28 protein-coding genes are annotated in these 25,938 nt (G+C 73.0%); 16 read left to right on the top strand and 12 right to left on the bottom strand.

Features of this window, described 5'->3' with window-relative positions; genetic code table 11:
• Nucleotides 1–47: 47 nt before the first annotated feature.
• On the bottom strand, nt 48–986 hold the full coding sequence (locus GR130_RS33650) for a heavy metal transporter (RefSeq protein WP_159508198.1): 939 nt from the start codon (nt 984–986) through the stop codon (nt 48–50).
• A 41-nt stretch (nt 987–1,027) separates the two neighbouring features.
• Between GR130_RS33650 and dapE the strand changes: the two genes are divergently transcribed.
• The gene (dapE, locus tag GR130_RS33645) at nt 1,028–2,131 is read left to right on the top strand and encodes a succinyl-diaminopimelate desuccinylase (RefSeq protein ID WP_159508197.1); all 1,104 of its coding nucleotides are present in this window, start codon (nt 1,028–1,030) and stop codon (nt 2,129–2,131) included.
• Nucleotides 2,132–2,278: 147 nt separating this feature from the next.
• On the top strand, nt 2,279–3,028 hold the full coding sequence (locus GR130_RS33640; RefSeq protein WP_159508196.1) for a TIGR00730 family Rossman fold protein: 750 nt from the start codon (nt 2,279–2,281) through the stop codon (nt 3,026–3,028).
• A 219-nt stretch (nt 3,029–3,247) separates the two neighbouring features.
• On the opposite strand, the gene folP is transcribed toward GR130_RS33640, so the two are convergent.
• Nucleotides 3,248–4,108, bottom strand: a complete 861-nt coding sequence (gene folP / locus GR130_RS33635; protein ID WP_159508195.1) for a dihydropteroate synthase — start codon at nt 4,106–4,108, stop codon at nt 3,248–3,250.
• A 93-nt stretch (nt 4,109–4,201) separates the two neighbouring features.
• Between folP and GR130_RS41125 the strand changes: the two genes are divergently transcribed.
• Both GR130_RS41125 and GR130_RS33625 read left to right on the top strand, forming a co-directional pair.
• Nucleotides 4,202–4,729, top strand: a complete 528-nt coding sequence (locus GR130_RS41125; protein ID WP_236573779.1) for a DivIVA domain-containing protein — start codon at nt 4,202–4,204, stop codon at nt 4,727–4,729.
• On the top strand, nt 4,726–5,331 hold the full coding sequence (locus GR130_RS33625) for a DNA-3-methyladenine glycosylase I (RefSeq protein WP_159508194.1): 606 nt from the start codon (nt 4,726–4,728) through the stop codon (nt 5,329–5,331). Before GR130_RS41125 ends, GR130_RS33625 begins: the two co-directional genes overlap by 4 nt.
• Nucleotides 5,332–5,350: 19 nt before the next feature.
• Here GR130_RS33625 and GR130_RS33620 read toward each other — a convergent pair whose 3' ends face one another.
• A complete protein-coding gene (locus tag GR130_RS33620) occupies nt 5,351–6,151 on the bottom strand; it encodes an enoyl-CoA hydratase/isomerase family protein (protein ID WP_159508193.1) in 801 nt (266 codons plus the stop codon).
• A 324-nt stretch (nt 6,152–6,475) separates the two neighbouring features.
• Between GR130_RS33620 and GR130_RS33615 the strand changes: the two genes are divergently transcribed.
• Nucleotides 6,476–6,643, top strand: a complete 168-nt coding sequence (locus GR130_RS33615) for a DUF3117 domain-containing protein (protein ID WP_003985072.1) — start codon at nt 6,476–6,478, stop codon at nt 6,641–6,643.
• A 203-nt stretch (nt 6,644–6,846) separates the two neighbouring features.
• Here the strand turns inward: GR130_RS33615 and GR130_RS33610 are convergent, their stop codons facing one another.
• Nucleotides 6,847–7,530: an O-methyltransferase gene (locus GR130_RS33610; protein ID WP_159508192.1), complete on the bottom strand. Its 684-nt coding sequence runs from the start codon at nt 7,528–7,530 to the stop codon at nt 6,847–6,849.
• Nucleotides 7,531–7,829: 299 nt separating this feature from the next.
• Here GR130_RS33610 and sigE point away from each other — a divergent pair, with 299 nt between their 5' ends.
• The 5 genes from sigE to GR130_RS33585 all read left to right on the top strand — a co-directional run bounded on the left by sigE (nt 7,830) and on the right by GR130_RS33585 (nt 13,081).
• The gene (gene sigE, locus GR130_RS33605; RefSeq protein WP_443043712.1) at nt 7,830–8,519 is read left to right on the top strand and encodes an RNA polymerase sigma factor SigE; all 690 of its coding nucleotides are present in this window, start codon (nt 7,830–7,832) and stop codon (nt 8,517–8,519) included.
• Complete coding sequence (locus GR130_RS33600; protein WP_159508191.1) at nt 8,516–9,454, top strand: zf-HC2 domain-containing protein; 939 nt, start codon at nt 8,516–8,518, stop codon at nt 9,452–9,454. Before sigE ends, GR130_RS33600 begins: the two co-directional genes overlap by 4 nt.
• 148 nt (nt 9,455–9,602) lie before the next feature.
• A complete protein-coding gene (locus tag GR130_RS33595) occupies nt 9,603–11,696 on the top strand; it encodes a trypsin-like peptidase domain-containing protein (protein WP_159508190.1) in 2,094 nt (697 codons plus the stop codon).
• Nucleotides 11,697–11,812: 116 nt separating this feature from the next.
• Nucleotides 11,813–12,316 carry a sec-independent translocase gene (locus GR130_RS33590; protein WP_159508189.1) on the top strand — a complete coding sequence of 168 codons (504 nt, stop codon included), beginning with the start codon at nt 11,813–11,815 and terminating at the stop codon, nt 12,314–12,316.
• A 117-nt stretch (nt 12,317–12,433) separates the two neighbouring features.
• On the top strand, nt 12,434–13,081 hold the full coding sequence (locus GR130_RS33585) for a hypothetical protein (protein ID WP_159508188.1): 648 nt from the start codon (nt 12,434–12,436) through the stop codon (nt 13,079–13,081).
• Between the two features lie 109 nt (nt 13,082–13,190).
• Here the strand turns inward: GR130_RS33585 and GR130_RS33580 are convergent, their stop codons facing one another.
• The 3 genes from GR130_RS33580 to GR130_RS33570 are packed head-to-tail and all read right to left on the bottom strand — an operon-like array spanning nt 13,191 to nt 16,288.
• On the bottom strand, nt 13,191–14,354 hold the full coding sequence (locus GR130_RS33580) for an Mrp/NBP35 family ATP-binding protein (protein WP_159508187.1): 1,164 nt from the start codon (nt 14,352–14,354) through the stop codon (nt 13,191–13,193).
• A gap of 43 nt (nt 14,355–14,397) precedes the next feature.
• Complete coding sequence (locus GR130_RS33575; protein WP_159508186.1) at nt 14,398–14,991, bottom strand: DUF1003 domain-containing protein; 594 nt, start codon at nt 14,989–14,991, stop codon at nt 14,398–14,400.
• Nucleotides 14,981–16,288, bottom strand: a complete 1,308-nt coding sequence (locus tag GR130_RS33570) for a magnesium transporter MgtE N-terminal domain-containing protein (protein WP_159508185.1) — start codon at nt 16,286–16,288, stop codon at nt 14,981–14,983. The genes GR130_RS33575 and GR130_RS33570 overlap by 11 nt, the downstream gene beginning before the upstream one ends.
• A gap of 241 nt (nt 16,289–16,529) precedes the next feature.
• Between GR130_RS33570 and GR130_RS33565 the strand changes: the two genes are divergently transcribed.
• Nucleotides 16,530–17,306, top strand: a complete 777-nt coding sequence (locus tag GR130_RS33565) for a hypothetical protein (protein WP_236573778.1) — start codon at nt 16,530–16,532, stop codon at nt 17,304–17,306.
• A 20-nt stretch (nt 17,307–17,326) separates the two neighbouring features.
• Here GR130_RS33565 and GR130_RS33560 read toward each other — a convergent pair whose 3' ends face one another.
• Nucleotides 17,327–17,866, bottom strand: a complete 540-nt coding sequence (locus tag GR130_RS33560) for a hypothetical protein (RefSeq protein WP_159508184.1) — start codon at nt 17,864–17,866, stop codon at nt 17,327–17,329.
• A 146-nt stretch (nt 17,867–18,012) separates the two neighbouring features.
• Nucleotides 18,013–19,131 carry a magnesium and cobalt transport protein CorA gene (locus tag GR130_RS33555; RefSeq protein WP_159508183.1) on the bottom strand — a complete coding sequence of 373 codons (1,119 nt, stop codon included), beginning with the start codon at nt 19,129–19,131 and terminating at the stop codon, nt 18,013–18,015.
• A 518-nt stretch (nt 19,132–19,649) separates the two neighbouring features.
• Here GR130_RS33555 and GR130_RS33550 point away from each other — a divergent pair.
• From GR130_RS33550 to GR130_RS33535, 4 genes are all read left to right on the top strand, one after another.
• The gene (locus tag GR130_RS33550) at nt 19,650–20,288 is read left to right on the top strand and encodes a suppressor of fused domain protein (protein WP_159508182.1); all 639 of its coding nucleotides are present in this window, start codon (nt 19,650–19,652) and stop codon (nt 20,286–20,288) included.
• A 214-nt stretch (nt 20,289–20,502) separates the two neighbouring features.
• Nucleotides 20,503–21,141: a DUF6758 family protein gene (locus tag GR130_RS33545; protein ID WP_159508181.1), complete on the top strand. Its 639-nt coding sequence runs from the start codon at nt 20,503–20,505 to the stop codon at nt 21,139–21,141.
• Nucleotides 21,142–21,311: 170 nt separating this feature from the next.
• Nucleotides 21,312–22,166 carry a PHP domain-containing protein gene (locus GR130_RS33540; RefSeq protein ID WP_159508180.1) on the top strand — a complete coding sequence of 285 codons (855 nt, stop codon included), beginning with the start codon at nt 21,312–21,314 and terminating at the stop codon, nt 22,164–22,166.
• Nucleotides 22,167–22,346: 180 nt separating this feature from the next.
• Nucleotides 22,347–22,952, top strand: coding sequence for a MarC family protein (locus tag GR130_RS33535; protein WP_159510376.1), 606 nt, complete (start codon nt 22,347–22,349; stop codon nt 22,950–22,952).
• An 85-nt stretch (nt 22,953–23,037) separates the two neighbouring features.
• On the opposite strand, the gene GR130_RS40075 is transcribed toward GR130_RS33535, so the two are convergent.
• Nucleotides 23,038–23,193 carry a hypothetical protein gene (locus tag GR130_RS40075; RefSeq protein ID WP_201305070.1) on the bottom strand — a complete coding sequence of 52 codons (156 nt, stop codon included), beginning with the start codon at nt 23,191–23,193 and terminating at the stop codon, nt 23,038–23,040.
• Between the two features lie 217 nt (nt 23,194–23,410).
• Between GR130_RS40075 and GR130_RS33530 the strand changes: the two genes are divergently transcribed.
• A complete protein-coding gene (locus tag GR130_RS33530) occupies nt 23,411–24,346 on the top strand; it encodes an NYN domain-containing protein (RefSeq protein WP_159508179.1) in 936 nt (311 codons plus the stop codon).
• 15 nt (nt 24,347–24,361) lie between these two features.
• Here the strand turns inward: GR130_RS33530 and GR130_RS33525 are convergent, their stop codons facing one another.
• The gene (locus GR130_RS33525; protein ID WP_159508178.1) at nt 24,362–24,814 is read right to left on the bottom strand and encodes an SRPBCC family protein; all 453 of its coding nucleotides are present in this window, start codon (nt 24,812–24,814) and stop codon (nt 24,362–24,364) included.
• A 212-nt stretch (nt 24,815–25,026) separates the two neighbouring features.
• A complete protein-coding gene (locus GR130_RS33520) occupies nt 25,027–25,920 on the bottom strand; it encodes an alpha/beta fold hydrolase (RefSeq protein WP_159508177.1) in 894 nt (297 codons plus the stop codon).
• Between the last annotated feature and the right edge of the window lie 18 nt (nt 25,921–25,938).

Genomic DNA, 25,938 nt, shown 5'->3' with positions numbered 1-25,938 from the left:
GGAAAGGGAAATTGACGCCGCGCGCCCCTTCCGGGGGACTCGGTAACCTACTGCGCGGTGATGATACGAACGTCGCCCGCGGTTGTTTCGGGGCCGGACCCCCTGTGCTGCCAGCCCTTCCCGGAATCGGCCGCCGTCCACGTGCGGTCCGCGTAAGAGATCTGTTCGATGTGCAGCTCGGCCGAGTGGGCCAGCGCCCAGGTCGCCAACTGCCAGCCGCGCTGCCGGGCGTTGTCCGCGTTCGCCGTGCCGTACTGGTACCGCTCCACCGGTACCGTCAGCCCCCGCCCGCCGGCCGCGTCGCGCCCCGTGCCGCCGTTCGCGGGCGGCAGCACGTCGGAACCGAATTCCCGTACCAGCTTCTCCCGCACCTTCGATACGCCGTCCGGCCCGGCGCTGTCCACCGGGTGGCTGGCGGTGCAGCTCATCGCGTCGCCGTTGCGGCCGGTCAGCGCGCCGGTCAGCAGCGAGGCATTCGCCTCGTGCTTGGCGTACGCCTGCGGATAGCCGCTGCGCTGCACCTTCTGCGCGGCGACGGTCAGCGGCAGCCGGGAATAGCCGGGCACTTTCGCCAGATGCCGGTAGAACTCCCCGGCCGAATAGACCGGGTCCATGATCTGTTTCACGGTGCCCCAGTCCTGGGACGGCCGCTGCTGGAAAAGGCCGACCGAATCCCGGTCACCGAAATTGATGTTGCGCAACCCCGACTCCTGCATCGCGGTGGCCAGCGCGATGGTCACCGCCCGCTCCGGGAGCCCCCGCGAAGACGCCACCGCGGAGATCGTCGCGGCGTTCGCGGCCTGCTCCGGGGTCAGCTCGTACGGGTCGCCGTCTCCCTGGACGCGTACCGTGCAGCGCGGTGCCCCGGGGCCGCTGGTGACGTACTGCACCAGGAGATAGCCGGCCACCCCGAGGAGGACGGCGAAGGCCGCGAACGTACGCCACAGGCGCTTGCGGCGGGGGCGGGATACGGGCTGGACGGACACGAGGCCCAACGTACCGGAGGGCTGCCGATAGGGTCGGATCCATGGAGCGCTCCACACACCCCGGCCTCGACCTGTCGCTCGATTCGGCCGCGCTCACCGCGCAGCTGGTCGACTTCCCGTCCGAGAGCGGCAACGAGAAGGACCTCGCCGACGCCGTCGAGCAGGCCCTGCGCGCACTGCCGCACCTGACCGTCGACCGCCACGGCAACAACATCGTGGCCCGGACGAACCTGGGCCGCCCCGAGCGGGTGGTGCTCGCCGGGCACCTGGACACCGTGCCGATCGCGGACAACGTGCCCTCCCGGCTCGACGAGGACGGCGTCCTGTGGGGCTGCGGCACCTGCGACATGAAGTCCGGGGTCGCCGTCCAGCTGCGGATGGCCGCCACCGTCCCCGCCCCCAACCGCGACCTGACCTTCGTGTTCTACGACAACGAGGAGGTCGCCGCGCACCTCAACGGCCTCGGCAAGGTCGCCGACGCCCACCCCGACTGGCTCGCCGGCGACTTCGCCGTCCTGCTGGAGCCCTCCGACGGGCAGGTGGAGGGCGGCTGCCAGGGCACCCTGCGGGTGCTGCTGCGCACCAGCGGGGAGCGCGCGCACTCCGCGCGCAGCTGGATGGGCGCCAACGCGATCCACGCCGCCGCCCCCATCCTGGCCAAGCTCGCCGCCTACGAGCCGCGCCGCCCGGTCATCGACGGCCTGGAATACCGCGAGGGCCTCAACGCGGTACGGATCGAGGGCGGGGTGGCCAACAACGTCATCCCGGACGCCTGCACCGTCACCGTCAACTTCCGCTACGCGCCCGACCGCAGCCCCGAGGAGGCGGTGGCGCACGTCCGCGAGGTCTTCGCCGACTGCCCCGTGGACGAGTTCGTCGTGGACGACCACTCCCCGGGCGCGCTGCCCGGCCTGGCCCACCCGGCCGCCAAGGCGTTCATGGAGGCCGTCGGCGGCACCGCGATGCCCAAGTTCGGCTGGACCGACGTCTCCCGCTTCAGCGCGCTGGGCGTCCCGGCCGTCAACTACGGCCCCGGCTACTCCCTTCTCGCGCACAAGAAGGACGAGCGGGTCGAGGTCGCCCGGATCCTGCACTGCGAGGAGCGGCTGCGCGCCTGGCTGACCGACCGGCCGTCGGGGGACTGACCGCCGGCGCCCCTCCGCGCCGGACCGGCCGACGCCGACCTGGCGGACCGGCGGCCGACCGATCGCATACCGGCGGAATTCCCCTGCGCTTCACGCGGGCGGATCTACGCTGAAGTGGCAAACGATCGCCAGCGGAGGGAGCACGTCATGGCCAACCCCGAGGGAGCACCCGTCCCGGAGGAGCAGCGGCTGGGCCCTGTACTGCGCCGTCACGACCAGGTGCAGACCGGCACGACGGACCAGCGGCTGCTGGATTCCGAAGGCCCCTCCGAGTGGGTGCACACCGACCCCTGGCGCGTGATGCGCATCCAGTCGGAGTTCGTGGAGGGCTTCGGCGCGCTGGCCGAGCTGGGCCCGGCCGTGAGCGTCTTCGGCTCGGCCCGTACGCCGCGCGGTTCGACGGAGTACGACGCCGCGGTGCGTATCGGCGCGGCGCTGGTGAAGGCCGGCTTCTCGGTGATCACCGGCGGCGGTCCGGGCGCCATGGAGGCCGCCAACAAGGGCGCCAGTGAGGCCGGCGGGACCTCCGTCGGGCTCGGCATCGAGCTCCCCTTCGAGCAGGGGATGAACGACTACGTGAACCTCGGGGTCGACTTCCGCTACTTCTTCGTCCGCAAGACCTGCTTCGTCAAGTACGCGCGCGGGTTCGTCGTCCTCCCCGGCGGGCTCGGCACCCTGGACGAGCTCTTCGAGGCGCTGACCCTCGTCCAGACCCGCAAGGTCACCCGCTTCCCGATCGTGCTGTTCGGCACGGACTACTGGAGCGGTCTGGTCGCCTGGTTGCGCGAGACCCTCGTCGCCCAGGGGAAGGCGTCTGCGCGCGACCTGGAGCTGTTCCACATCAGCGACGACGTGGACGAGGCGATCGCGCTGGTGACCAAGGAGGTCGGCATCTAGTTCGGCATCTAGTACGGACCTGTCCGGCGGGTCGGGGGCGGGGGTGTGTCCGTGGCGTCCGATACGGATGTCTCGGACTTCCCGATACGAATGTCTCGGACTTCCTGATACGGACATCCCGGCCACGGGAATACCGCCCCCGCCCGCCCCTGTTGTGGCCCGCAGGGGGCGCGGGCATCCCCTACGGGATCTGTTCCCACGCCCCTGAAGGAGGTCCCCTCAGGCCAGTCCGCGGCGGGCGACCGCCGGGGGCCGGTGGCCGGCGATCGAGGCCACCATGTCGAGGACCTGCCGGGTCTCGGCGACCTCGTGGACGCGGTAGACCTGGGCGCCGAGCCAGGCGGACACCGCGGTGGTCGCCAGGGTGCCCAGCACCCGCTCCTTGACCGGCTTGTCGAGGGTCTCGCCGACGAAGTCCTTGTTGGACAGCGAGACCAGCACCGGCCACCCGGTGTCCGCCATCTCGCCCAGTCGCCGGGTCGCCTCCAGGCTGTGCCGGGTGTTCTTCCCGAAGTCGTGCCCCGGGTCGATCATGATCCCGTCCCGCCGTACGCCCAACTCCCGTGCCCGCTCGGCCAGTCCGAGCGTCACCCGCAGGATGTCGGCCATCACGTCGTCGTACGTCACCCGGTGCGGCCGGGTCCGCGGTTCGGCACCGCCGGCGTGGGTGCACACCAGGCCGGCGCCGTACCGGGCGGCGACCTCGGCGAGCCGCGGATCGACGCCGCCCCAGGCGTCGTTGAGCAGATCCGCGCCGGCCTCGCAGACCGCCTCGCCGACCTCGTGCCGCCAGGTGTCGACGCTGATCACCACATCGGGGTGGCGGCGGCGCACCTCGGCGACGAAACCGACCGTACGGCGGACCTCCTCCTCGGCGCTCACCTCCTCGCCGGGGCCGGCCTTGACGCCGCCGATGTCGATGATCGCGGCGCCCTCGGTGATCGCCTGTTCCACGCGGTCCAGCGCGGGTTCGTCGCGGAAGGTCGCGCCCTGGTCGTAGAAGGAGTCCGGGGTCCTGTTGACGATGGCCATGATCACCGGCTCATGCGCCCCGAACTCGCGTTTTCCCAGCCGCAGCATTCCGTTGACTCCCTCTCCGTGGTCCGGGAGCGACCCTAACTGTCAGACCCGCATGGCACGATCGGAGGAGACACAGAGTCCGGGGAGTTGGTCGTGTTCTGGTTCATGCTGATCGCGATGGTCGTGGTGGTCGCCGCGGTCACGCTTGTCGTCGTCGGCGGCGGTGACGCCGGAGGGGACGGCGGCGGACTGCGGGACACCGAACCGGACCGGCTGCACGACCCGCTGCCGCAGGACCGCCCGGTGGCCCGCGCCGATGTGGACGCCGTCCGGCTGCCGGTGGTCGTGCGCGGCTACCGCATGGACGACGTCGACGACGTCCTGGACCGCCTCGGCGCCGAGCTGGCCGAGCGGGACGCCAGGATCGCCGAGCTGGAGGCGGCGCTGGCGGGTGCGCATGCCGCGGCCATGGGCGGCTCCGGCCTGATCCAGGACACCGGCGCGCAGCACGCCCCGGCGCCCGAGGGCCCGGCCCGGCCGGCCCCGGCGCAGGACACCCGGCCCGCGAGCGGACCGGCCGGGAGGGACGAGCGGCCCGGGACCCCGGACGCGCCCGGCGGGCCGGCGGCCCCGGGCGGCCCGGTGGCCGGTGGCGAAGGAGAAGGGGAGGGGCAGGCATGAGTGGTGTGGTGACGGCTCCCGACGGCGTTCCGCGCTGCCCGTGGGGCATGGAGTCCGAGCAGATGGCGGACTACCGCGCGTACCACGACACGGAGTGGGGCCGGCCGGTCCACGGCGACGACGCGCTCTTCGAGCGTATGAGCCTGGAGGCGTTCCAGTCCGGGCTGTCCTGGATCACGATCCTGCGGCGCCGCACCGGATTCCGCGCCGCGTTCGCCGACTTCAGGATCGCGGCGGTGGCGCGGTTCACGGACGCGGACGCCGAGCGGCTGCTCGCCGACCCCGGGATCATCCGCAATCGCGCCAAGATCGCCGCGACGATCAACAACGCCAGGATCGCCGCCGAGCTGGCCCCCGGCGAGCTCGACACCCTCATCTGGTCCTACGCCCCCGACCGGGCCGGTCGCCCCGCGCCGCGCACCGTGGGCGACGTGCAGCCCACCACCCCCGAGTCGATCGCGCTCGCAAAGGATCTGAAGAAGCGCGGGTTCCGCTTCGTCGGCCCCACCACCGCGTACGCCATGATGCAGGCGTGCGGCCTGGTCAACGACCATCTCGTGGACTGCCATGCGCGCGCGGTGGTGGAGGCGGCGGCCGGCTGAACCGCCGGGCCGTCCGGGGTCAGCGCCCCAGGAAGGTCGGCCTCTCCTTCTTCACGAACGCCTCGACCGCGATGTGGTGGTCCTCCGACGCCCCGGCGCGGACCTGGAGTTCGTCCTCCTTGCCCAGGGTCTCGGCGAGCGAGTGCGCGGCGCCGAAGGCCAGCGATTCCTTGATCGCGGCATAGGCGGCGGTCGGCCCCTGGGCCAGCCGGCGGGCGACGGCCGCGGCCTCGTCGGCGAGTCCGTCCGCCGGGACGACCTTGTTGGCGATGCCCAGCTCGTGCGCCTCTTGGGCGCCGACCGTGCGCGGGAAGAGCAGCAGATCGGCGGCTCGGCCGTGGCCGATCAGCCGCGGCAGCGTCCAGGACATCCCGGAGTCGGCGGTCAGCGCGACGCCCGCGAACGAGGTGTTGAAGGAGGCGGTGTCGGCGACGACGCGGTAGTCGGCGGCGAGCGCGAAGCCCGCGCCGGCGCCCGCGGCGACCCCGTTGACGCCCGCCACCACCGGCTTGGGCATCTCGGTCAACGCCGTGACGATGGGGTTGTAGTGGTCACGCACGGTGTTCATGGTGGCGCCCGTGCCGGTGGCCCGGTCCTCGGCCAGCAGGCCGATGTGCTCCTTGAGGTCCTGCCCGACGCAGAAGGCGCGGCCGGTGGCGGTCAGCAGCACCGCCCGTACGGCCCCGTCGGCGGCGGCCTCCTGGAGGATGTCCCGGAGCAGGACCTTCGCCTCCGTGTTCATCGCGTTCATCGCGTCGGGGCGGTTGAGGGTGACCGTCGCGAGTCCGTCGGTCACGTCGTAGAGCACGGTGTCGGCCATAGTGGGAGTCCCCTCCGTCGCGGCTCTGGACTGCCCGGTAGCGGCAGCCAGCGCTCAGGATGCCGGAGATCATCCGCCGTCGGCGTGTGACGTACGTCAAAGATTGCGGGCGCGTCGGGTGGTGAGGAGTGGCGAAGTATGGCAGCCCCCTCCCCGAATTGGGTGGGTTTGCGGGAGCGCGTTGCAAAAGGGATGCCCCCTGATGTTGGTCATCGGGTCGTTCGATGCGGGATAATGGCCTGGAAGCAATGTGTTCGATGCCGGTGACACGCGCCTATCAAGGCCGTCGGCTGAGATGAGCTGGTTTCAGGAAGGGGAACGAGCATGGCGGCCATGAAGCCGCGGACGGGCGACGGCCCGCTCGAGGTGACCAAGGAGGGGCGGGGCATCGTCATGCGCGTTCCGCTCGAAGGCGGCGGTCGGCTCGTCGTCGAGCTGACCCCCGATGAGGCCAAGGCCCTCGGTGAGGCCCTGGAGAAGGTCACCGTCTGACGAGGGCGGAGAAACCGCTGCGGTTTTTCGGGGGCTGACCCCCGGTACCTCCAGCCGAATACCCCGGCCCCGGCAGGCGGCGCGCCACACCGGCGTGCCGCCTGCCGGGGCCGATTCGTCTCCGTGGTCCGTGCGGTCCGCTGTTCTTCGTGGCCGTCTCTTCGTGGCCGTCCTTCGCGGTCGTCCCGGTGGTCCGCCGCGGTTCAGCCGCGCTTGACCGCGCAGAGCAGCCCGTCGCCCACCGGCAGCAGGGCCGGTACCAGCACGGTGCTCTCCCGTATGGCCCGCAGCAGCTCGCGCAGCCGCAGCACCTCCGTCGGCTGCTCCGCGGAATCGACGGTACGGCCGTCCGCGAAGACGCCCTGGAAGCACACCAGGCCGCCGGGGCGCAGCAGCCGCAACGATTCAGCGAGGTATTCGAGGCACTCCATGAGGTCGCCGTCGCAGAAGACGAGGTCGTAGCCGCCGTCCGCGAGGCGCGGCAGGACGTCGAGGGCCCGGCCGGGGATGAAGCGGGCGCGGTTCCCGGCGAAGCCCGCCGCGCGGAAAGCCTGCTTGGCGAACGCCTGCCGCTCCGGTTCGAGGTCCACGGTGGTCAGCACGCCGTCGGGGCGCATGCCGTGCAGGAGATAGATGCCGGACACCCCCGTGCCGGTGCCGATCTCGGCGACCGCCTTGGCGTCCGCGGTGGCGGCGAGCAGCCGCAGGGCCGCGCCGGTGCCGGTCGTCACCGCGCGGATCCCGGCCTCCCGGGCGCGGGCGCGGGACCAGCGCAGAGCGTCGTCGGCGGCCTCGTCGATGGTCCCGGCGCCGTACGCCTCGGCGAATGCCAAGTTCGTCTGCCGGTTGCCGGTAATGGCCCTCTCCTGTCCCCGTAGTTGACGCAACCGTGACTGTATCCGCTGTGTGCGGGAACCCGCAGATGGGACCGGGCGTTAGGAAAGGGCAGGGGGAGAGACGGGGGGACGCACCGGTGAATACCGCGCAAGACACCAGGCGAGAAACACCGCAGGAACAGAAGCAGCACCAAATGCTGGTCAAAACTGCTTATCCGGAGCTAACGGGCGAGGTGGATATGGTAGGGGCTCTACTGGACACCACCAGAGCCACCAGGGGAGGTGCGGCTGCGGCGGGTGACCGAAGAGTGCACAGGCGCTTGCGACGGTCGTTCGCCGAGCCGAAATCCGTGACCAACACCGCTGACCGCTTCCGCCCTCACGGCCCCAAGGCCATGGGAGGGGCCCCCATCGCCGACGCACGCACCGCGACCTTCGCCGACACCTCGGATGCCCAGGCGTGGACCCCGCCCACGTGGGAGGAGATCGTCAGCACCCACAGCGCCCGGGTCTACCGCCTCGCGTACCGCCTCACCGGCAATCAGCACGACGCCGAGGACCTGACCCAGGAGGTGTTCGTCCGCGTCTTCCGCTCGCTGTCGACGTACACCCCCGGCACGTTCGAGGGCTGGCTGCACCGCATCACCACCAACCTCTTCCTCGACATGGTCCGCCGCCGCCAGCGCATCCGCTTCGACGCGCTCGGTGACGACGCCGCCGAGCGGCTCCCCAGCCGCGAGCCCTCACCGCAGCAGCACTTCAACGACACCCACTTCGACGCCGACGTGCAGCAGGCGCTGGACACCCTCGCGCCCGAGTTCCGCGCCGCCGTGGTGCTCTGCGACATCGAGGGCCTGTCGTACGAGGAGATCGCCGCGACCCTCGGTGTCAAGCTCGGCACGGTCCGCAGCCGCATCCACCGAGGCCGGTCCCACCTGCGCAAGGCGCTCAAGCACCGCTCCCCGGCGGCGCGCGCCGAAGAGCGCGAGGAACAGCGGTCGCTGGCCGTGGTACCCACAAGGGAGGTCGGAATCGCGTGAGCGGCAGTGGCGGTCCGTCCCCCGCCGAGCAGCATCTCGGCGACCGCCTCGCGGCCCTGGTCGACGGCGAACTGGGGCACGACGCGCGCGAGCGGGTGCTGGCGCACCTCGCGACGTGCGGTAAGTGCAAGGCGGAGGCCGACGCCCAGCGTCGGCTGAAGAACGTATTCGCGCAGACCGCGCCCCCCGGCCCGTCCGAGGGGCTGCTGGCGCGCCTTCAGCAGCTGCCCGGTGGCGACGCCGGCGGCCCCGGCAGCCGGCTCGGCACCGGCACGTTCGGGCGCAGTGAATTCGCTCGCGGCGGCGGCTCGTTCCGCTATGTCCCGTCGGAGAACCACCTCGGCCCGGCCATGGCCGCCGTCCCCCCGCAGCCGCGGACGCGCGGCTTCCGGGTGCAGGAGCCGGAGCGCGGCGCACCGCAGCGCCGCCGGTTCGCCTTCGCGGCGGCCGGCGCGGTCTCGCTGGCGGCCTTCGCGCTCGGCGGCGCCCTCCCGTTGGAGGCGGCCGTCGACGCCCCCGGCCCCCGTGCCGAGGGCAGCGGCAGCGCCGTCACCCCGCTCAGCGCCAGCCCCGCGGCCGGTGCCGTCCCGCTGTCCCGCGACGAGTTCCTGACGACCCGGGATCCGCGTCCCGGCGCCTGGCCCGCGGTGGGCGACCCGACCATCGCCCCGGCCCCCAGCGCCATGGCGCTGTACGCCCCGGGCGAGAACCGCCCGTCGGACGGCGTCCCGGTGGCCGGCCCGGCGCCCGGACGCTTCGGCCTCGCACCTCTGATAGCCGCCACCGGTCCGGCGTCGGCGTACGGCTTCGCACCGCTGACCGTCACGACCGGTACCGCCTTCGCCGGCCGAAACCCGCTCCCGCCGCTGGAGCCGATGCGGCCCCTGCTCGGCTCGGCGCCCTCCGCCGGACCCCTCGCCCGCGGTTCGCACTGACCGGGATCTGCGCAGTTGCGCGCGGAGCTGGTTGAATCCCTGTCGGGCGGCGCGCTCTTGTGCGGGCGCGTGCCCCCGGGGCACGTCGCCGGACGGCCCCGGGTGGCGTTGGCCCGCGCGTGACCGCGGGCGAATTGTTGGGGAGAGCATGGACGACGCTGGGGCCGCCGGCCCGAAGCTGAAGTGGTGGAGCCGGCCGGGGCACACCCCGAGCCCGCAACCGCCCGCCGAGGCCGACCGGCCCGAGGCGCAGCGGAGCGCCGGCCCCGCGGCCGGAGCGGCTGCGGCGGCGGCCGCGGCGGCCCCGGCGGGCACCGCCGCAGCGGCCGAACAGGCTTCTGAGGCACCGGAGTTGACCGCCGCGCCGGGGGCGATACCGGGCCCGGCGGCGGACCCGGCACCGGCCGCGGCGGGTCCGGAGCAGGGGGCCGCGGCGCCCCGTGCGGAGCGCGAGGCCGCCACCGTGACGCTCGGTCAGGTGCCCGTGGGAGCCCCGGACGAGGCGCAGCCGCACCCGCCGACGGAGCCCGCACCGCGCGGCGCCGCCGACCCGCAGCCCCAGCCCACCGTTCCCGCCGAGGCCGCCGGCGGTGCGCCCCGGCGCCCGCAGCCGCTGCACCCCGAGGACCCGTACGGCACGCCCCCGTACGGCGGTCCCGGGCCATGGGCGCCCGCGCCGCTGGTGCAGCGGCCGATGGCGACCCCCGCACACGGCACCGCGCTCCCGCCGGAGGCGGGGACCGCGGCCGCCGACGCCCCGCACCCCCGCCCGGCCGCGCCCGGGCCGCAGCTCCTGAAGGCCGGCGGCCCCGTACCGGCCCCCGCCGCCCCGCAGGACGCCGTACCGCACCCCGGCGGCCCGCACCCGCCCGCCCCGGCAGCCCCGGCCGCGCCCGCGTCCGCGCCCTCCGGCCCGCAGCTGACGCACGAGCCCGCGGAGGGCGCCTTCGTCCCGCACCCCGGCGACGGCGGCCCCCGCCCCGTGCCCGTGCCCCCGGCCGCCCCGTACGCCGCCGCGCCCCCGCCGCTCCGGCCGTCGGCCGTCCCGGGTGCCTGGCAGCAGTACGACCCCTGGAGCGCGCCCCTGCACGGCGGCCCGGCCGCCGTACCGCCGCGGGCCCGGCGCGGCCGACGCGTCCCGATGGCGGTCGGCGCCGTGGTGCTCGCGCTGCTGGCGGGCGGGGCCGGCGGCGGCGTCGGCGCGTACATCGAGCGGAACGGCGGGATCGACGACATCAAGCTGCCGCAGGCGACGGGCGAGCGGGGCAGCCGCAGCCCGCAGAGCGTCGCCGGGATCGCGCGGGCGGCGCTGCCCGGCGTGGTGACGCTGCACGTCCGCGGCAACGCCGAGCAGGGCACCGGCACCGGGTTCGTCCTCGACCGGCAGGGCCACATCCTGACCAACAACCACGTTGTCGAAGCGGCCGGATCGGGTGGCGCGATATCGGTGACGTTCAGCGGCGGGCAGACCGCCAAGGCCCGGGTCGTCGGAAGGGATGGCGGCTACGACCTCGCCGTCGTGCAGGTGGACGGCGTCACCGGGCTGCGTCCGCTGACGCTGGGCGACTCGGACGCGGCGCAGGTCGGTGATCCGGTGGTGGCGATCGGGGCGCCCTACGACCTCGCCAACACCGTCACCTCCGGGATCATCAGCGCCAAGCAGCGGCCGATCACCGCCGGCGGGCAGAAGGGCGACGGAAGCGACGTGTCGTACGTCGACGCGCTGCAGACCGACGCACCCATCAACCCGGGTAATTCGGGCGGTCCGCTGGTCGACGGCGAGGCCCGGGTGATCGGCATCAACAGCGCGATCCGGGCCGCGGACAGCGGCACCGGCGGGCCGGACGGCGCCGGCGGCCAGGGCGGCAGCATCGGCCTGGGCTTCGCCATACCCATCAATCAGGCCAAGCGGGTGGCCGAGGAGCTGATCAACACCGGCCGGGCCACCCACCCGGTGATCGGGGTCACGCTGGAGATGGAGTACGCCGGGGACGGCGCCCGGGTCAGCGACCGCACCAAGGACGGCAAGCCGCCGGTCGTCCCCGGCGGGCCGGGCGCGAAGGCCGGGATCAAGGTGGGGGACGTGATCACGCAGGTGGACGGTGTGCCGGTACACAGCGGACAGGAGCTGATCGTCAAGATCCGCAGCCACCGGCCCGGTGACATGCTCACTCTGACGCTTCAGCGGGGCGGCAGCGAGCGGTCCGTTCGGCTCACACTGGGTTCCTCAAGCCAGGGCTGATCGTTTGTACGGTGTTGGTGCGGGCGACTCCCGCCCGACGTATCGGGCCAGGTACCGTGAGAGGTGGCCAGGCCCATAGGCCCTCGAAGGCCGCGGATTACCCAAGGAGTCGCAAGGTGTTCTTCGACATAGGACCCCTGGAGCTGATTGCGATCGTGGTCCTCGCGGTGCTCATCTTCGGGCCGGACAAGCTGCCCAAGGTCATCCAGGACGTGACCGGGTTCATCCGCAAGGTCCGGGCGTTCTCCGACAGCGCCAAGGAGGACATCCGCAGCGAGCTGGGCCCGGAGTTCAAGGACTTCGAGTTCGAGGACCTCAAGCCCAGGAACTTCGTGCGCAAGCACGTCCTGGAGAAGGACGAGTACGGCCTCAAGGAGCTCCAGGAGCTGCGCAGCGGCCTCGACCTGAAGAAGGAGATGGCCGAGGTCACCGACGCCGTCCGGGAGTCCACGTCGGTCTCCGCGGCGGCCTCGACGGCTTCGTCCGCTCCCTCCAACGGCTCCCGTCCGCACCTCTCCGAGGAGTCGCCGGCCGGTGCCGCCGGCCGCCCCGACCTGCTCAAGAAGGGCGCGGACCCGGCCCACCGCGAGTCTCCGCCGTTCGACGCCGACGCCACCTGATACTTCTGTATGCCCGGCTGTGTTGACCGCACTGGCTATGCTCCCGGAGTCCGGGGTGAGGTCGCCTGAGGGGGGCGGGCCGCCCACGACGAAGGGCAACAAGGAGGCTCCGCGCAGATGGAGACGACGAGTCGGACAGTCACCCAAGAGGTGTCCGCCGATGCCGGCCGGAAGGCCGACGGCTATCTGCTGGCCGCATTCCCGTGGTACGGCCTCGACGAGGCGTACACCGGGCCACGGTGGCTGATGCAGGTCGGCTCGGCCGCGGACGGCACCGTCGAGCACGGTGCGACGGGGCACGGCGGGGAGCCGACCATCAAGGTGGAGACCCCGGAGTCGGAGCGGTTCGCGGTGGTGGTGACGGTCGCCAGCCGGCCCGTACGGCGCAGCGCCGACGGCACCGGTGTCCTGGAGGCCACCTCCGTCTCCACCGCCGCCTGGCTCGCCGGGGCCGGGCTGCTCGCGCACACCTGGCCGACCCAGATGGACCGGTCGCTGCGCCAGGACTGGCTGGACCAGCAGACGATGATCGCCTGGGAGCTGGCCGACGACCTCGAAGGCGAGAGCTGGAGCGAGCTGATGCTCCCGGTGGACGGGGAGCCGACGCCGTTCTGCTACCGGGAGTCCGAGTACGGCTGGGTGCTGGCCGGCACGTCCGGCGTGGACGGAGGCGAGGGCGTGCACCTCGGCGCGTACGGGCGGGGGATGAGCGCGTACGGCCTCGGCTTCTCGGTGATCAAGGACCTGAGCGCGTACGCGGGCTGAGCCGGAGGCAAGGGAAAGGGCGGACCCGCCGGCGGGTCCGCCCTTTCCGCGGTCTACAGAGTCCTGCGGAGTCGTACGGGAGGGAGCGCGGTGGCCGGCTCCCCGGCCGTCAGAACTTGTTGCGCGGGGTGATCCCCAGGGACATGCCGGCCAGGCCGCGCTGCCGGCCGCCCAGCTTGCCGGCGATGGCGCGGATCGCGGAGCCGGCGGGGGAGTCGGGGTCGGTGAGCACCACGGGCTTGCCCTCGTCGCCGCCCTCGCGCAGCCGGACGTCGATCGGGATGGAGCCGAGCACCGGCACCTGGGCGCCGGTCGTCTTCGTCAGGCCCTCGGCCACCCGCTCGCCGCCTCCGGTGCCGAAGACGTCGACCATCTCGTCGCAGTGCGGGCAGGGCAGCCCGGACATGTTCTCCACGACGCCGACGATCTTCTGGTGGGTCTGCACGGCGATCGAACCGGCCCGCTCGGCGACCTCGGCGGCGGCCTGCTGCGGGGTGGTGACCACCAGGATCTCGGCGTTCGGCACCAGCTGGGCCACCGAGATGGCGATGTCGCCGGTGCCCGGGGGCAGGTCCAGCAGGAGGACGTCCAGGTCGCCCCAGTACACGTCGGCGAGGAACTGCTGGAGGGCGCGGTGCAGCATCGGGCCGCGCCAGACGACGGGGGCGTTGCCGGGGGTGAACATGCCGATCGAGATGACCTTCACGCCGTTCGCCGACGGGGGCATGATCATGTTCTCGACCTGGGTGGGCCGCCCGTCGGCGCCCAGCATCCGGGGCACGGAGTGGCCGTAGATGTCGGCGTCCACGACACCGACCTTGAGCCCGTCGGCGGCCATCGCCGCGGCGAGGTTGACGGTCACCGAGGACTTGCCGACGCCGCCCTTGCCGGAGGCCACCGCGTAGACCCGGGTCAGCGAGCCGGGCTGGGCGAAGGGCACCTCGCGCTCGGCGGTGCCGCCGCGCAGCGAGGCCGCCAGCTCGCGCCGCTGCTCGTCGCTCATCACCTCCAGCTCGACGCCCGCGCTGGTGACACCGGGCACCCGCTCGACGGCCTCGCGCACGCTGCTGATGATCGTCTCGCGCATCGGGCAGCCGGAGACCGTGAGGTAGACCACGACCGCCACCGCGCCGTCCGCCGCGATGTCCACCGATTTGACCATCCCCAGCTCGGTGATGGGGCGGTGGATCTCGGGGTCGTTCACCGTCGCGAGCGCGTCGCGGATCGCGTCCTCGCTCGGTGCGCCGGCGGTGGGGGCAGTGTCGTTGGCCATGCCCCGATGGTACGGCGCCCGAGGGGGCCTCCGGAAAGCCCCGTCAGCGGTCGCGTTCGTCACTCTCCGCGTCGATCATCTGCCGCAGTTCCAGCTCCCGCAGCAGGTCCTCCAGTTCGGAGCGGATCCAGTCGCGGGTGGCGACCTCGCCCAGGCCCAGCCGGAGTGCCGCGATCTCCCGGGTCAGGTACTCGGTGTCGGCGATGGAGCGCTCGTTCTGCTTGCGGTCCTGCTCGTGGGTGACCCGGTCGCGGTTGTCCTGCCGGTTCTGCGCCAGCAGGATCAGCGGCGCCGCGTACGACGCCTGGAGGGACAGCGCCAGGGTCAGGAAGATGAACGGGTAGTTGTCGAACCGCAGATGGCCCGGCACGGCGACGTTCCAGCCGATCCACAGGATGATGGCGACCGTCATCCAGACGATGAAGCGGCCGGTCCCCAGGAAGCGGGCGATCTTCTCCGACATCCGCCCGAACGCCTCCGGGTCGTACTCCGGGAAGAGCGTGCGGCGCGGCACCCGTGGCAGGTCCAGGCGCACCCGGCGGCGCTCCGGGGGCCGCTCGCCGGCGCCGCCCCGGCGCAGCGCCGAGGCGCCGTTCGCCCGCCGCTCGCGGGATCCCTCCCGCTCCTCAGCGCCCATCGCCGGCCTCCCCGTGCGCCCTCACGCCGGTCAGCCCGGCCGGCGGGGCGCGGTGCAGCTCGGCCTCCCGCCAGTCCTCCGGCAGCAGGTGGTCCAGGACGTCGTCGACGGTGACCGCGCCCAGCAGCGCCCCGCTCTCGTCCACCACCGGCGCCGCGACCATGTTGTACGCGGCGAGGTAGCTGGTCACCTCGGGCAGCGGGGTGTCCGGCGGCAGCGCCGGCAGATCGGTGTCCACGATGGAGCTGACGAGGGTGAACGGCGGGTCGCGCAGCAGCCGTTGGAAGTGCACCAGGCCCAGGTACTTGCCGGTGGGCGTCTCGTCCGGCGGCCGGCAGACGTACACCTGGGCGGCGAGCGCCGGGGAGAGGTCCGGGTCGCGCACCCGGGCCAGTGCGTCCGCGACGGTCGCGTCCGGTCGCAGCACGATCGGCTCGGTGGTCATCAGACCGCCCGCGGTGCGCTCCTCATAGGCCATCAGCCGCCGGACGTCCGCCGCCTCCTCCGGGCGCATCAGGGTCAGCAGCCGCTCCTTCTCCTCCTCGGGCAGCTCGGAGAGCAGGTCGGCGGCGTCGTCGGGGTCCATCGCCTCCAGGACGTCGGCGGCCCGCTCGTCCTTCAGCTTGCCGATGATCTCGACCTGGTCGTCCTCCGGCAGCTCCTCCAGGACGTCGGCCAGCCGGTCGTCGTCGAGCGCGGCGGCGACCTCGGCGCGCCGCTTGGGGGAGAGGTGGTGCAGCACGCCGGCCAGGTCGGCGGGGCGCAGCTGCTCGAAGGTGGCCAGCAGGTTCTCCGCGCCCTGCCCGTGCTCCTCCCGCGAGAACCCGGTCACCGCCGACCACTCGACGGTCAGCGTCTCTCCCTTGCGGCGCAGCGGCCCGCCCTTCCCGCGCCGTACGAAGACCTTGTCGATCTCCCAGTCGCGGCGGGCCGGCAGCTGGGTGATGCCGATGTCGAGGACGGTGACGTCCTCGCCGGTGTCGACCAGCCGCACCCGCCGGTCCAGCAGCTCGCCGAACACCAGCGTCTCGGACGCCCGCTGCTCGAAGCGCCGCATGTTGACGACACCGGTGGTGATGACCTGGCCGGACTCGACGCCGGTCACCCGGGTCATGGGCAGGAAGATCCGGCGCCGGCTGATCACCTCGACGACGAGCCCGAGCAGCCGCGGCGGCCGGGCGCCGACCCGGAGCAGCGCGACCAGGTCCCGCAGCCGGCCGACCTGGTCGCCGTTGGGGTCGAACACGGCGATGCCGGAGAGATGGGAGACGAAGACCCGGGGGGTGACCACCGCCATGCAGAGCGCCGCCCTTCTCCCTTTCGTTCCGTCCGTCCAGTCCGTGCACACGCTTCGGAACGAGCCGCTGTCGACCCGTGATGCCGCATGGGTTCGGGTTCAGGCTAACGCGCACCGGTTGCCCCCGGCCCGGCGGAAACGGCCGTATGGTGGCCGCCACGCATCCGGCGGAAACGCGTGTACGGCCCAGGTACGCTGCGGTCTGCTGTCGAGGTCACCCGCATCAGGAGGCAGAGCCGACGTGACTGCAATCCCCCCGGCCACCCGTCCCCGGCCGCCGGCCGCACCCCCGCGTACGGGGCGGGCGGCGCGGGTGGCGGCGGTGTGCGCGGCACTGGCCGCGGTGCTGGCGGGGTGCGGCGCGGAGGATCCGGACGCCGGCACCAACGGGGTGGGCAAGCTGCCGGCCGCGACCATCGAGTCCAAGGCGCAGGCCGCGGCCAAGGGCGCGGACTCGGTCCACCTCTCCGGGAACGTCGTCAGCCAGGGCGGCACCTACAAGTTGGACATGCGCCTGGCGAAGAACGGCGCGCGCGGCGAGCTGTCCACCAAGGCCGCCGGCTTCCAGCTGCTGCGGGTCGGCGACGCGCTCTACCTGAAGGCGGACGCGGCGTTCTGGGCCGGCGAGAAGAGCGGTTCGGGGCCCGCGTCCGCGACCGCCGCCAAGCTCGGCGGCAAGTACGTCAAGGTGCCCGCCACAGACCCCGTCTACCAGCGCTTCAGCGGTTTCACCGACAAGGACACCCTGCTCGCCGGCCTCCTCGGGCTGCACGGCGCACTGGCCGTCGGCGAACACGGCAGCCTCGACGGCGTCCGCACCGTCCGGCTCACCGCCGGCTCCGGCTCCGGCGGCACCCTGGACGTCTCCCTGGAAGGCACCCCGTACCCGCTGCGGCTGCGGCGCGCGGGCGGCGCCGGTGAGGTCCGGCTCGACGACTGGGGCAAGAGCGTGGACCTGAAGACCCCCGACGCCGGTCAGACCGTCGACCTCGGCAAACAGATCTCCGGGACCGGCTGACCCGGCGGCGGGCCGCCGGGTCAGCCCCTGCGGCCCCGGCGCAGCAGCTTCGGCAGCGCGGCGGGAAGCGGCCGCCGGGTGGTCGCGGGCGACGCCAGCGGCGGCGCGGCCTGCGCGTCGTCGGGCATCAGCCCGGGGCGCTGTACCGCCCCGCCGGCCGGCTCCAGCCGCAGCACCCGGCACTCGCGCGCCCAGCGCTCGGTGAGGGTGTCCGCGTCCGGCGCGTTGAGCCGCTTGCCCCTCAACTCCTCGACGGCGGCCAGCCACGCCTCGCTCCGCGGCGCCGGTTCGTGGACCCGGGCCTGCCAGGCGACCAGCCGGCCGCCCTTGTCCTTGCTGCGTACGGTGACCGTCGCCGTTCCGCCGTCGGCGAGGCCCAGACCGTCCAGCGGCTGCTCGCCGCTGCCGCCGCCGACGAGGCAGGCGGCCCCGTCGTGCCACACGTGCCACAGCGCCCGCGCCGGCCCGGTCGTGCCGCGCACCCAGATGAGGCCGGACTTCTTCGTGGCCTCTTCGATGAGCGCCCGATCCTGCAGGGCCTGCGACACGGTCTCCGTCATACGGCTCAGCCTAACCGGCGGTCCGCCGGCCGTCCGGCGGCGCCCAGCGGGTGGGACGCCGCCGCCTCACAGCCACCCGTTCCTCTTGCGGCGTCCCCCGGGGGCAACCCCCGGACCCCCGGCCGCCGGTGCGACCGCCCGCCGCCTCACAGCCACCCGTTCCTCTTGAACCCGCGGTGGATTCCGGTGCAGATGGCGACCGTGACCAGCATCATCGCCGGGTACCCGTACTTCCAGTGCAGCTCCGGCATGTACTGGAAGTTCATGCCGTAGATACCGGCGATCATCGTCGGTACGGCGAAGATCGCGGCCCAGGCGGTGATCTTGCGCATGTCCTCGTTCTGCGCGACCGCGGCCTGCGCCAGGTTGGCCTGGAGGATGGAGTTGAGCAGGTCGTCGAAGGACAGCACCTGCTCGTTGACCCGCGCCAGGTGGTCGGCGACGTCCCGGAAGTACTTCTGGATGTCGGCGTCGACCAGCCGCATCGGGCGCTCGCTCAGCAGCTGCATCGGCCGCAGCAGCGGCGACACCGCGCGCTTGAACTCCAGCACCTCGCGCTTGAGTTGGTAGATCCGCCCGGCGTCGCCGCCCCGGGTGGCGGAGCCCTTGCCGCCCGCGCCCCTGCCGGTGGTGGCCGAGCTGAAGACGTCGATCTCGACCTCGTCGATGTCGTCCTGCACCGCGCCGGCCACCGCGATGTAGCCGTCGACGACCTGGTCGGCGATGGCGTGCAGCACGGCGGACGGGCCCTTGGCGAGGAGTTCGGGGTCGTCCTGGAGCCGGTGCCGCAGCGCCCGCAGCGAGCCCTGGCCGCCGTGCCGCACGGTGACGATGAAGTCCCGCCCGATGAAGCACATCACCTCGCCGGTCTCCACGACCTCGCTGGTCGCGGTCAGCTCGGTGTGCTCGACGTAGTGGACCGTCTTGAAGACCGTGAACAGGGTGTCGTCGTAGCGCTCCAGCTTGGGCCGCTGGTGGGCGTGGACCGCGTCCTCGACGGCGAGCGGATGCAGGCCGAACTCCTGGGCGATACCGGCGAATTCGGCCTCGGTCGGCTCGTGCAGCCCGATCCACGTGAAGCCGCCGTCGGCCCGCACGCTGGCCATCGCCTCGGCCGGGGAGAGGTGCTCGCGCACCCGGTGGCCCTCGCGGTAGACGCCGCAGTCCACGATCGCGCTGTTGGCGCACGCCGGGGCGGCGGACTCGGAGTCCGCACGGCGCCGGGACGGGCGGACGGCGGCGCGCAGGTCGCGGATCATCGACATGGCAGGCTCCTTCGGGCCGACCGTCAGCGGCGGGCGCGGGGCGCAACGCTGCCCGGAACGTGGACGTACGAGGCGTCATCGGCCGTACGTCCGCAAAGCGGGCGGCGCTCCGTGCGGGGACTACTGACGGCAGTTCGCGGACATCACGGAAGTAAGAGTCGAAGGCGCTCTTCCGTCATCTGCATCCGGCGCAAAGGCACTTCACGGTTTCACCGCCGAACGGCGGGGTACGGAAGCTCTCGGACTCAGGAGATTCGCCGCGCGGGAGGGACGACGGGAGAACTATCGGTACTGCACGGTCGACTCGGATCCACCGCAGCCCCACCTCCTCCGGCCGGTCCCCGTTGGGGGACGACGTCATTCCCTGACCAGACGGCAAGGCTATCAGCCGCCCGCCGCGCCCCCGCTCGCCTTTGCGCGTTCCCTACAGGGGCGACGCCCGGGCCGCAACACCGCGGACCCCGCACATCCGTGACGCCGCCGAGGCCGTCGCGCGGGGCTGTGCCTATGCTCGCGGTATGTCTGACGTTCTTGAGCTGGTCGAGGCCCGGCTGCGTACGGCCCTGGGCGAACCGGACGCCCGCGCCGCCATCACCTTCCTCGGCACCGACCGCATCGAGGTGCTCCGCTTCGTGGACAGCGACGTGGTCCGCTACGCGACGCTCGGAATGTCCGCCCAGCCGATGGCCGATCCGGCCGGCCCCTCGCCAGACCACCACCCCTCGGCGAGCCGCTTCGCGGCGCCCCTGTCGGTTGTCGTCGCCGACCCCGTGCGCGGCCCCCGCGCCGAACTCCTACTGTCCGTACGGGCCGGCCGTGCCGACACCGACAAGGTGCTCCACCCGCTGGCCGTGCTCGCCGCGTCCCCGCAGGTCGAGGGCGTGGTCGTGGCACCGGGGGCCTCGCTGGACGTGGGCGATCCGCTGTGGCCGGGGGCGCCGTTCACTTCCGTCCTGGTGAGCGCGCCCGGCGGGCTGGTCGAGGATCTGGAGCTGGATGAGCCGATGGATCCGGTGCGGTTCCTGCCGCTGCTGCCGATGACACCGAACGAGGCCGCCTGGAAGCGGGTGCACGGCGCCGAGGCGCTGGAGGAGCGCTGGCTCCGGCAGGGGACGGATCTGCGGGATCCGCTGCGCCGAAGCGTGCCGCTGGACTGACCCGGGACCCGGTCGCCGACCACTTCCGGCGATCGTCGGCCTGTGCGCATACCTGCTTAGGCGCCCTAATGGATGCGAATGGCAACTGGTTTTGGGACGGTCGGGAGCGGGGTGGGGAATACGGCCAAGTGTGCGGCCGGGTACGCGATTCGGGGCACACCGGTCGAGTGATCGTCCTTGACGGGACGGCGGCCCAGGAGGACCGTTGGTCCTTATGAGGGGCGAACCCAGTTGCCCGAAGTGCGGAGGCCGGGTGCGGGCGCCCGGTCTCTTTTCCGACACCTGGCAGTGCGCCGCGCACGGCACCGTGCACCCGCTCCAGCCGGTCGTCCCGCCGAGTGTCGAGGCGCTCGGCGTTGTCGTGCACCGTGCGCAGGTGCCCGTCTGGATGCCCTGGCCGCTGCCCGTGGGCTGGCTGTTCACGGGCGTGGCCTGCGCGGGCGACGACCGCAGCGGCGGCCGGGCCACCGCCGTGGCCTGCTCGGGGCCCGGCCCGCTCGGCGGCCCCGGTGAACTCCTGCTGGTCGCCGAGGAACTGGGCGTCGGCCTCGGTGCCCGTTACGCCGGTATCGACGGCCCGGACCCCGGCGCCCACATGTGCGTGGAGAAGTCGCCGCACGCCAAGGTGCTGGCCGCCGGCCGGCCCACCCCGCTGTGGCACGTCGACGGCGCCCCCACGGACCGCGCGGTCTTCGCGGGCGAGGCGCGCGGGCTGTGGCTGTGGGCGATCGCCTGGCCCGAGCGGTCGGGGGTGCTGCTGTACGACGAGCTGGTGCTGACCGATCTGCGCGAGGCGGGCGCCGAAGTGGATCTGCTGCCGTGCGGGGCACTGTCGCCGCGCATCCTGAGCTGACCGGCGGCCCCGGGGCGCCGGATGATCGGCTGACGCGGGCATGTCCGGCCGCCCGGTATCCTTCTGTAGTCCCCGGTAGTCACGAGTAGTCCTTACGGTGTCCCGCGGCCCGGCGCCCGTCCGCCGTCCCCGCCGCCGTATCCGTCCCGCAGAAGTCTGGAGTCCGTGCCGTGCGTATCGACCTGCACACCCACTCCACGGCTTCCGACGGTACGGACACCCCCGCCGAGCTGGTGCGCAATGCCGCACGCGCCGGTCTGGACGTCGTCGCGCTGACCGACCACGACACCGTCGGCGGCCACGCCGAGGCGCGGGCCGCGCTGCCCGAGGGGCTGACGCTGGTCACCGGCGCCGAGCTCTCCTGCCGGCTCGACGGCGTCAGCCTGCACCTGCTCGCCTACCTCTTCGACCCCGAAGAGCCGGAGCTCGCCCGCGAGCGGGAGCTCGTCCGGGACGACCGGGTGCCGCGCGCCCGCGCCATGGTCGGCAAGCTGCGCGACCTCGGGGTGCCGGTCACCTGGGAGCACGTGGCGCGGATCGCCGGCGACGGCGCCGTGGGGCGCCCGCACATCGCCACCGCCCTCGTCGAGCTGGGCGTCGTCGGCTCGGTGTCCGACGCCTTCACCTCGCAGTGGCTGGCGAACGACGGCCGGGCGTACGTGGAGAAGCACGAACTCGACCCGTTCGACGCCATCCGGCTCGTCAGGGCCGCGGGCGGGGTCACCGTCTTCGCGCACCCGCTGGCCGTCAAGCGCGGCAGCTGCGTCCCGGAGAGCGCGATAGCCGACCTGGCCGCGGCCGGTCTCGACGGCATCGAGGTCGACCACATGGACCACGACGCCCCGACCCGCGCCCGGCTGCGCGGTCTGGCCGCCGAACTCGGGCTGCTGACCACCGGCTCCAGCGACTACCACGGCAGCCGCAAGACCTGTCGCCTCGGCGACTGCACCACCGATCCCGAGATCTACGGCGAGATCGTGCGCCGGGCCACCGGCGCGTTCCCCGTTCCCGGCACCGGCGGCTGAGCCGACGGGCGCCGGCCGGATCGGCCCGCCGCCGTACGGCGACCCGTGCCTCCCGGCCGGGCGCCGCTGCCGAGCATCCTCAACTCCCCGCGGGTGGCGAGCTGTTGCCGTCCGCCACGCGGTGTCCCGATCATCCTGTTCATCCGGTACGTCCCGTACCACTCCCGCAAGGCCAGCACCGTGTTCGACGTCGCCGTCTTCAGTACCCTCTTTGTCACGCTGTTCGTGATCATGGACCCGCCGGGTATCACCCCCATCTTCCTCGCCCTGACCTCCGGCCGCCCGGCCAAGGTGCAGCGCCGGATGGCCTGGCAGGCCGCCGCCGTCGCCTTCGGCGTCATCGCCGTCTTCGGCCTCTTCGGCCAGCAGATCCTCGGGCGGCTGCACATCTCCACGCCCGCGCTGATGATCGCCGGCGGGCTGCTGCTCCTGCTGGTGGCGCTCGACCTGCTGACCGGCAAGTCGGAGGAGCCCACCCAGACCAAGGACGTCAACGTGGCGCTGGTGCCGCTCGGCATGCCGCTGCTGGCCGGGCCGGGCGCGATCGTGTCGGTGATCCTCGCGGTGCAGCACGCGCACGGCGTCGCCGCGCAGATCTCGGTCTGGGCGGCGATCGCGGCGATCCACGTGGTGCTGTACCTGGTGATGCGGTTCTCGCTGGTGATCATCCGCGTGATCAAGGACGGCGGGGTGGTGCTGGTGACGCGGCTCGCCGGCATGATGCTCTCCGCCCTCGCGGTGCAGCAGATCATCAACGGCGTGACCCAGGTGATCCAGGGCACCTGAGGGCCCCTGGACACGGCGGCGCCCCCGTACGGCCAGTGCGTACGGGGGCGCTCGTGCGTCTTTCGGCGGGGCGCGCCGTCAGGGGTTAACGGGTGGCGGCGTTGTCGGCCGGGCGGATGTAGATGCGCTGGCCTATGGCGGCGGCCTGCTGCACGATCCGGTTGACGGAGGCGGCGTCCACGACGGTGCTGTCCACGGCGGTGCCGTCCGCATCGTCCAGGCGCATGATCTCGAAGCGCATGCGGCTTCTCCCTTCGTCTGATCCTCCTGCGGAGAACTGATTGACAGGACTTGCCCGCCTTCGTTGCCGGGCGTTCCGTATGGGTACAACGAGGCTACAGCTGAAATGATTCCCTACGCTAAGGAAATTTTTTCATCGTCTAAGGATTGGTGGTGCGGACCGCTTCGGGCAGCGCGCTTGTGCCCGCCGAGCGCGCGCCGGGACAATGGGTCGCGGTATGAACGACGTCCCGCCCACGGGCAGTACTGACCGCACCGCACTCGACGCCCTCGCCGCCGGAGTCGAGCGCACCAACGAGCTGCTCACCCGGGTCCTCGCCGAGGTCGCCACCACCCCGTCGACCCATGCCGTCTTCGTCGACGCGGGCTATGTCTACGCCGCGACCGGGCGGCTGGTCGCCGGCACGGAGGACCGCAAGGCGTTCGAGCTGGACGCGGAGGGGCTGATCGAGGCGTTCATCGACAAGGCGCGGACGATCTTCCCGGACAGCCGGCTGCTGCGCGTGTACTGGTACGACGGCGCCCGCCGCCGGATCCACACCCAGGAGCAGCAGCGGATCGCCGAGCTGCCCGACGTCAAGGTCCGGCTCGGCAACCTCAACGCCAACAACCAGCAGAAGGGCGTCGACTCCCTGATCCGCACCGACCTGGAGTCACTGGCCCGGCACCGCGCGATCAGCGACGCGGTGCTCATCGGGGGCGACGAGGACCTGGTCTCCGCGGTCGAGGCGGCGCAGGGCTACGGCGCGCGGGTGCACCTGTGGGGCATCGAGGCCCCCGGCGGGCGGAACCAGGCCGAGCCGCTGATGTGGGAGGTCGACAGCGCGCGCATCTTCGACCTGGACTTCTGCAAGCCGTACGTCACCCGGCGGACGGCCGGCGAATGCCCCGAGGCGGGGGCGGGCGAGGGGCCGGTGCCGTCCCGCGAGGAGGTCCGCTTCGTGGGCGCGCGGGTCGCCGCCCAGTGGCTGGCGGAACGCGGCCGGGCCTGGGTCGCCGAGCTGCTGCCCGGCCACCCGTATCTGCCCGGCACCGTCGACCAGGAGCTGCTCACCGCCGCCGAGGCGATACTCCGGCACTCGCTGCGCGGCCACGCCGACCTGCGGCGGGTGCTGCGCGACGGGTTCTGGGACCACGTGCAGGGGCAGTACTAGGGCCTGTCCGCCGGGTCATGGCCGGGCGAGGAGTTCGGCGAGCCGGTCGAAGAAGCCCGACCAGCCCGCCTCCGCCTGCTGGTACTGCTCGGCGGTGAGGTTGCCGCCGTCCTGGCGGAACGCCATCTCCGTACGGCCCCCGCGGGCGGCGAGGGCGACCCGTACGGTCTCGCCCGCGGCGTCCTCCGGCGCGAAGGCGTCCTTGAGGGTGAACACCAGCCGCTCCGGGGCGGCGACCTCCTGGTAGACCCCCGAGAACGGCAGCTCACCGCCGTCCGGTGTGTGCATCACCAGACTCCACACGCCGCCCGGCCGGACATCCATCGTCATCCGCTCGACCGGCACCGCCAGCTCCCCGCCGAACCAGTGCGCGAAGTGCTCCGGCGTCGTCCAGGCCGCGAACACCCGCTCCAAAGGCGCCTCGAAGGTGCGGCTGAGGGCGAAGCCCTGGGATGGCTGCTGGGTCATGCGGTGTCCTGCCCTTCGTACGAAGCCGGCGGTCGGCGGTCGGCGGCCTGCGGCCGGCAGCGGTGGCGGGACCCCGGGAGCCGGTGGCGCCGGGGATTCCCGCTCGTGCCGGGCGGCGCCGGTGGCGCCCCCTTCGATGCTGGCCGAGCCGTTCGGCGCTGTCCTGCCGGACACCGGCCGGGCGGCGGTACGGCCGGACCGCCCGGCCCCGGCTAGCCCACCTCGCTCCAGAAACCCGCCAGCGCCTCGGCGGTCTTCGCGGGGCGTTCGGCGTTGGGGGAGTGCTCGGCGCCCTCGATGACCGTGCGCCGGGCGGCCAGCCGCCGGGCCATCTCGTCCATCAGTCCTACCGGCCAGGCGTAGTCGACGGCCCCGGACACGACATGGGTGGGCAGCCCGGTGCGGGCCAGCTCGGCGACCCGGTCGGGCTCCGCCAGCATCTGCCGGCCGGTCGCGATCAGTTGCTCGGGGACGGTGTTCAGCCAGCGCTGCCGCAGGAACGCGCCGATCTCCGTCGGCGTCGCCTCGTCCGCCGCCGGGACGGGAGTCCCGTCAGCGTCGGCCGGGGGAGCATCCAGCGCGCGCATCGCCTCCCAGACCCGCTCCATGTCTATCGTGCCGAGCGCCTCGATCAGCATCCGCACCCGGGTCTGCTGGTTCGCGTCGATGGCGGCGGGCCCGGAGCTGAGCACGGTCAGCGAACGGAACGGCGCCGGGTCGCGCAGCACCGCGGCCCGGGTGATCAGCCCGCCGAGCGAGTGCCCCAGCAGATGCAGCGGACCGCCGCCGGGGTTCCGTACGGCAGCCGCCTGCGCGAGGACGTCGAGGGCCAACTCCTCTTGTGCGTAGGCCGGTTCATCGCGGGGGCCGGGGGATTCGTGCTGCCCCCGGCCGTCCACCGCGACCGCCCGGAAACCGGATGCGGCCAGCGGGGCCAACAGGGCGATGAAGTCCTCCTTGCTGCCGGTGAATCCGGGCACCAGGAGGGCGGTGCCGATCGGTGCGCCGTCGGGGCGGGCGTCGTGCACGGCGAACGCACCGCGCGCGGTGTCGAGCCGGTACGCGCGGGCGCATGCGGGGAGGGCGAGGGTGGGCGGCCTGCTCATGAGGTCGAGGCTATCGGG

The organism is Streptomyces sp. GS7 (assembly GCF_009834125.1).
Lineage (GTDB): Bacteria > Actinomycetota > Actinomycetes > Streptomycetales > Streptomycetaceae > Streptomyces.
Note: the sequence above shows the minus strand (reverse complement) of the source record. Positions and strands in the feature narration are given on the sequence as shown.

Coding starts and splice junctions, on each gene's coding strand:
- dapE (WP_159508197.1), top strand. CDS start 1,028: ATGGAGCGCTCCACACACCCCGGCCTCGACCTGTCGCTCGATTCGGCC.
- GR130_RS33640 (WP_159508196.1), top strand. CDS start 2,279: ATGGCCAACCCCGAGGGAGCACCCGTCCCGGAGGAGCAGCGGCTGGGC.
- folP (WP_159508195.1), bottom strand. CDS start 4,108: ATGCTGCGGCTGGGAAAACGCGAGTTCGGGGCGCATGAGCCGGTGATC.
- GR130_RS33625 (WP_159508194.1), top strand. CDS start 4,726: ATGAGTGGTGTGGTGACGGCTCCCGACGGCGTTCCGCGCTGCCCGTGG.
- GR130_RS33620 (WP_159508193.1), bottom strand. CDS start 6,151: ATGGCCGACACCGTGCTCTACGACGTGACCGACGGACTCGCGACGGTC.
- GR130_RS33615 (WP_003985072.1), top strand. CDS start 6,476: ATGGCGGCCATGAAGCCGCGGACGGGCGACGGCCCGCTCGAGGTGACC.
- GR130_RS33595 (WP_159508190.1), top strand. CDS start 9,603: ATGGACGACGCTGGGGCCGCCGGCCCGAAGCTGAAGTGGTGGAGCCGG.
- GR130_RS33585 (WP_159508188.1), top strand. CDS start 12,434: ATGGAGACGACGAGTCGGACAGTCACCCAAGAGGTGTCCGCCGATGCC.
- GR130_RS33580 (WP_159508187.1), bottom strand. CDS start 14,354: ATGGCCAACGACACTGCCCCCACCGCCGGCGCACCGAGCGAGGACGCG.
- GR130_RS33575 (WP_159508186.1), bottom strand. CDS start 14,991: ATGGGCGCTGAGGAGCGGGAGGGATCCCGCGAGCGGCGGGCGAACGGC.
- GR130_RS33570 (WP_159508185.1), bottom strand. CDS start 16,288: ATGGCGGTGGTCACCCCCCGGGTCTTCGTCTCCCATCTCTCCGGCATC.
- GR130_RS33560 (WP_159508184.1), bottom strand. CDS start 17,866: ATGACGGAGACCGTGTCGCAGGCCCTGCAGGATCGGGCGCTCATCGAA.
- GR130_RS33555 (WP_159508183.1), bottom strand. CDS start 19,131: ATGTCGATGATCCGCGACCTGCGCGCCGCCGTCCGCCCGTCCCGGCGC.
- GR130_RS33550 (WP_159508182.1), top strand. CDS start 19,650: ATGTCTGACGTTCTTGAGCTGGTCGAGGCCCGGCTGCGTACGGCCCTG.
- GR130_RS33545 (WP_159508181.1), top strand. CDS start 20,503: ATGAGGGGCGAACCCAGTTGCCCGAAGTGCGGAGGCCGGGTGCGGGCG.
- GR130_RS40075 (WP_201305070.1), bottom strand. CDS start 23,193: ATGCGCTTCGAGATCATGCGCCTGGACGATGCGGACGGCACCGCCGTG.
- GR130_RS33530 (WP_159508179.1), top strand. CDS start 23,411: ATGAACGACGTCCCGCCCACGGGCAGTACTGACCGCACCGCACTCGAC.
- GR130_RS33525 (WP_159508178.1), bottom strand. CDS start 24,814: ATGACCCAGCAGCCATCCCAGGGCTTCGCCCTCAGCCGCACCTTCGAG.
- GR130_RS33520 (WP_159508177.1), bottom strand. CDS start 25,920: ATGAGCAGGCCGCCCACCCTCGCCCTCCCCGCATGCGCCCGCGCGTAC.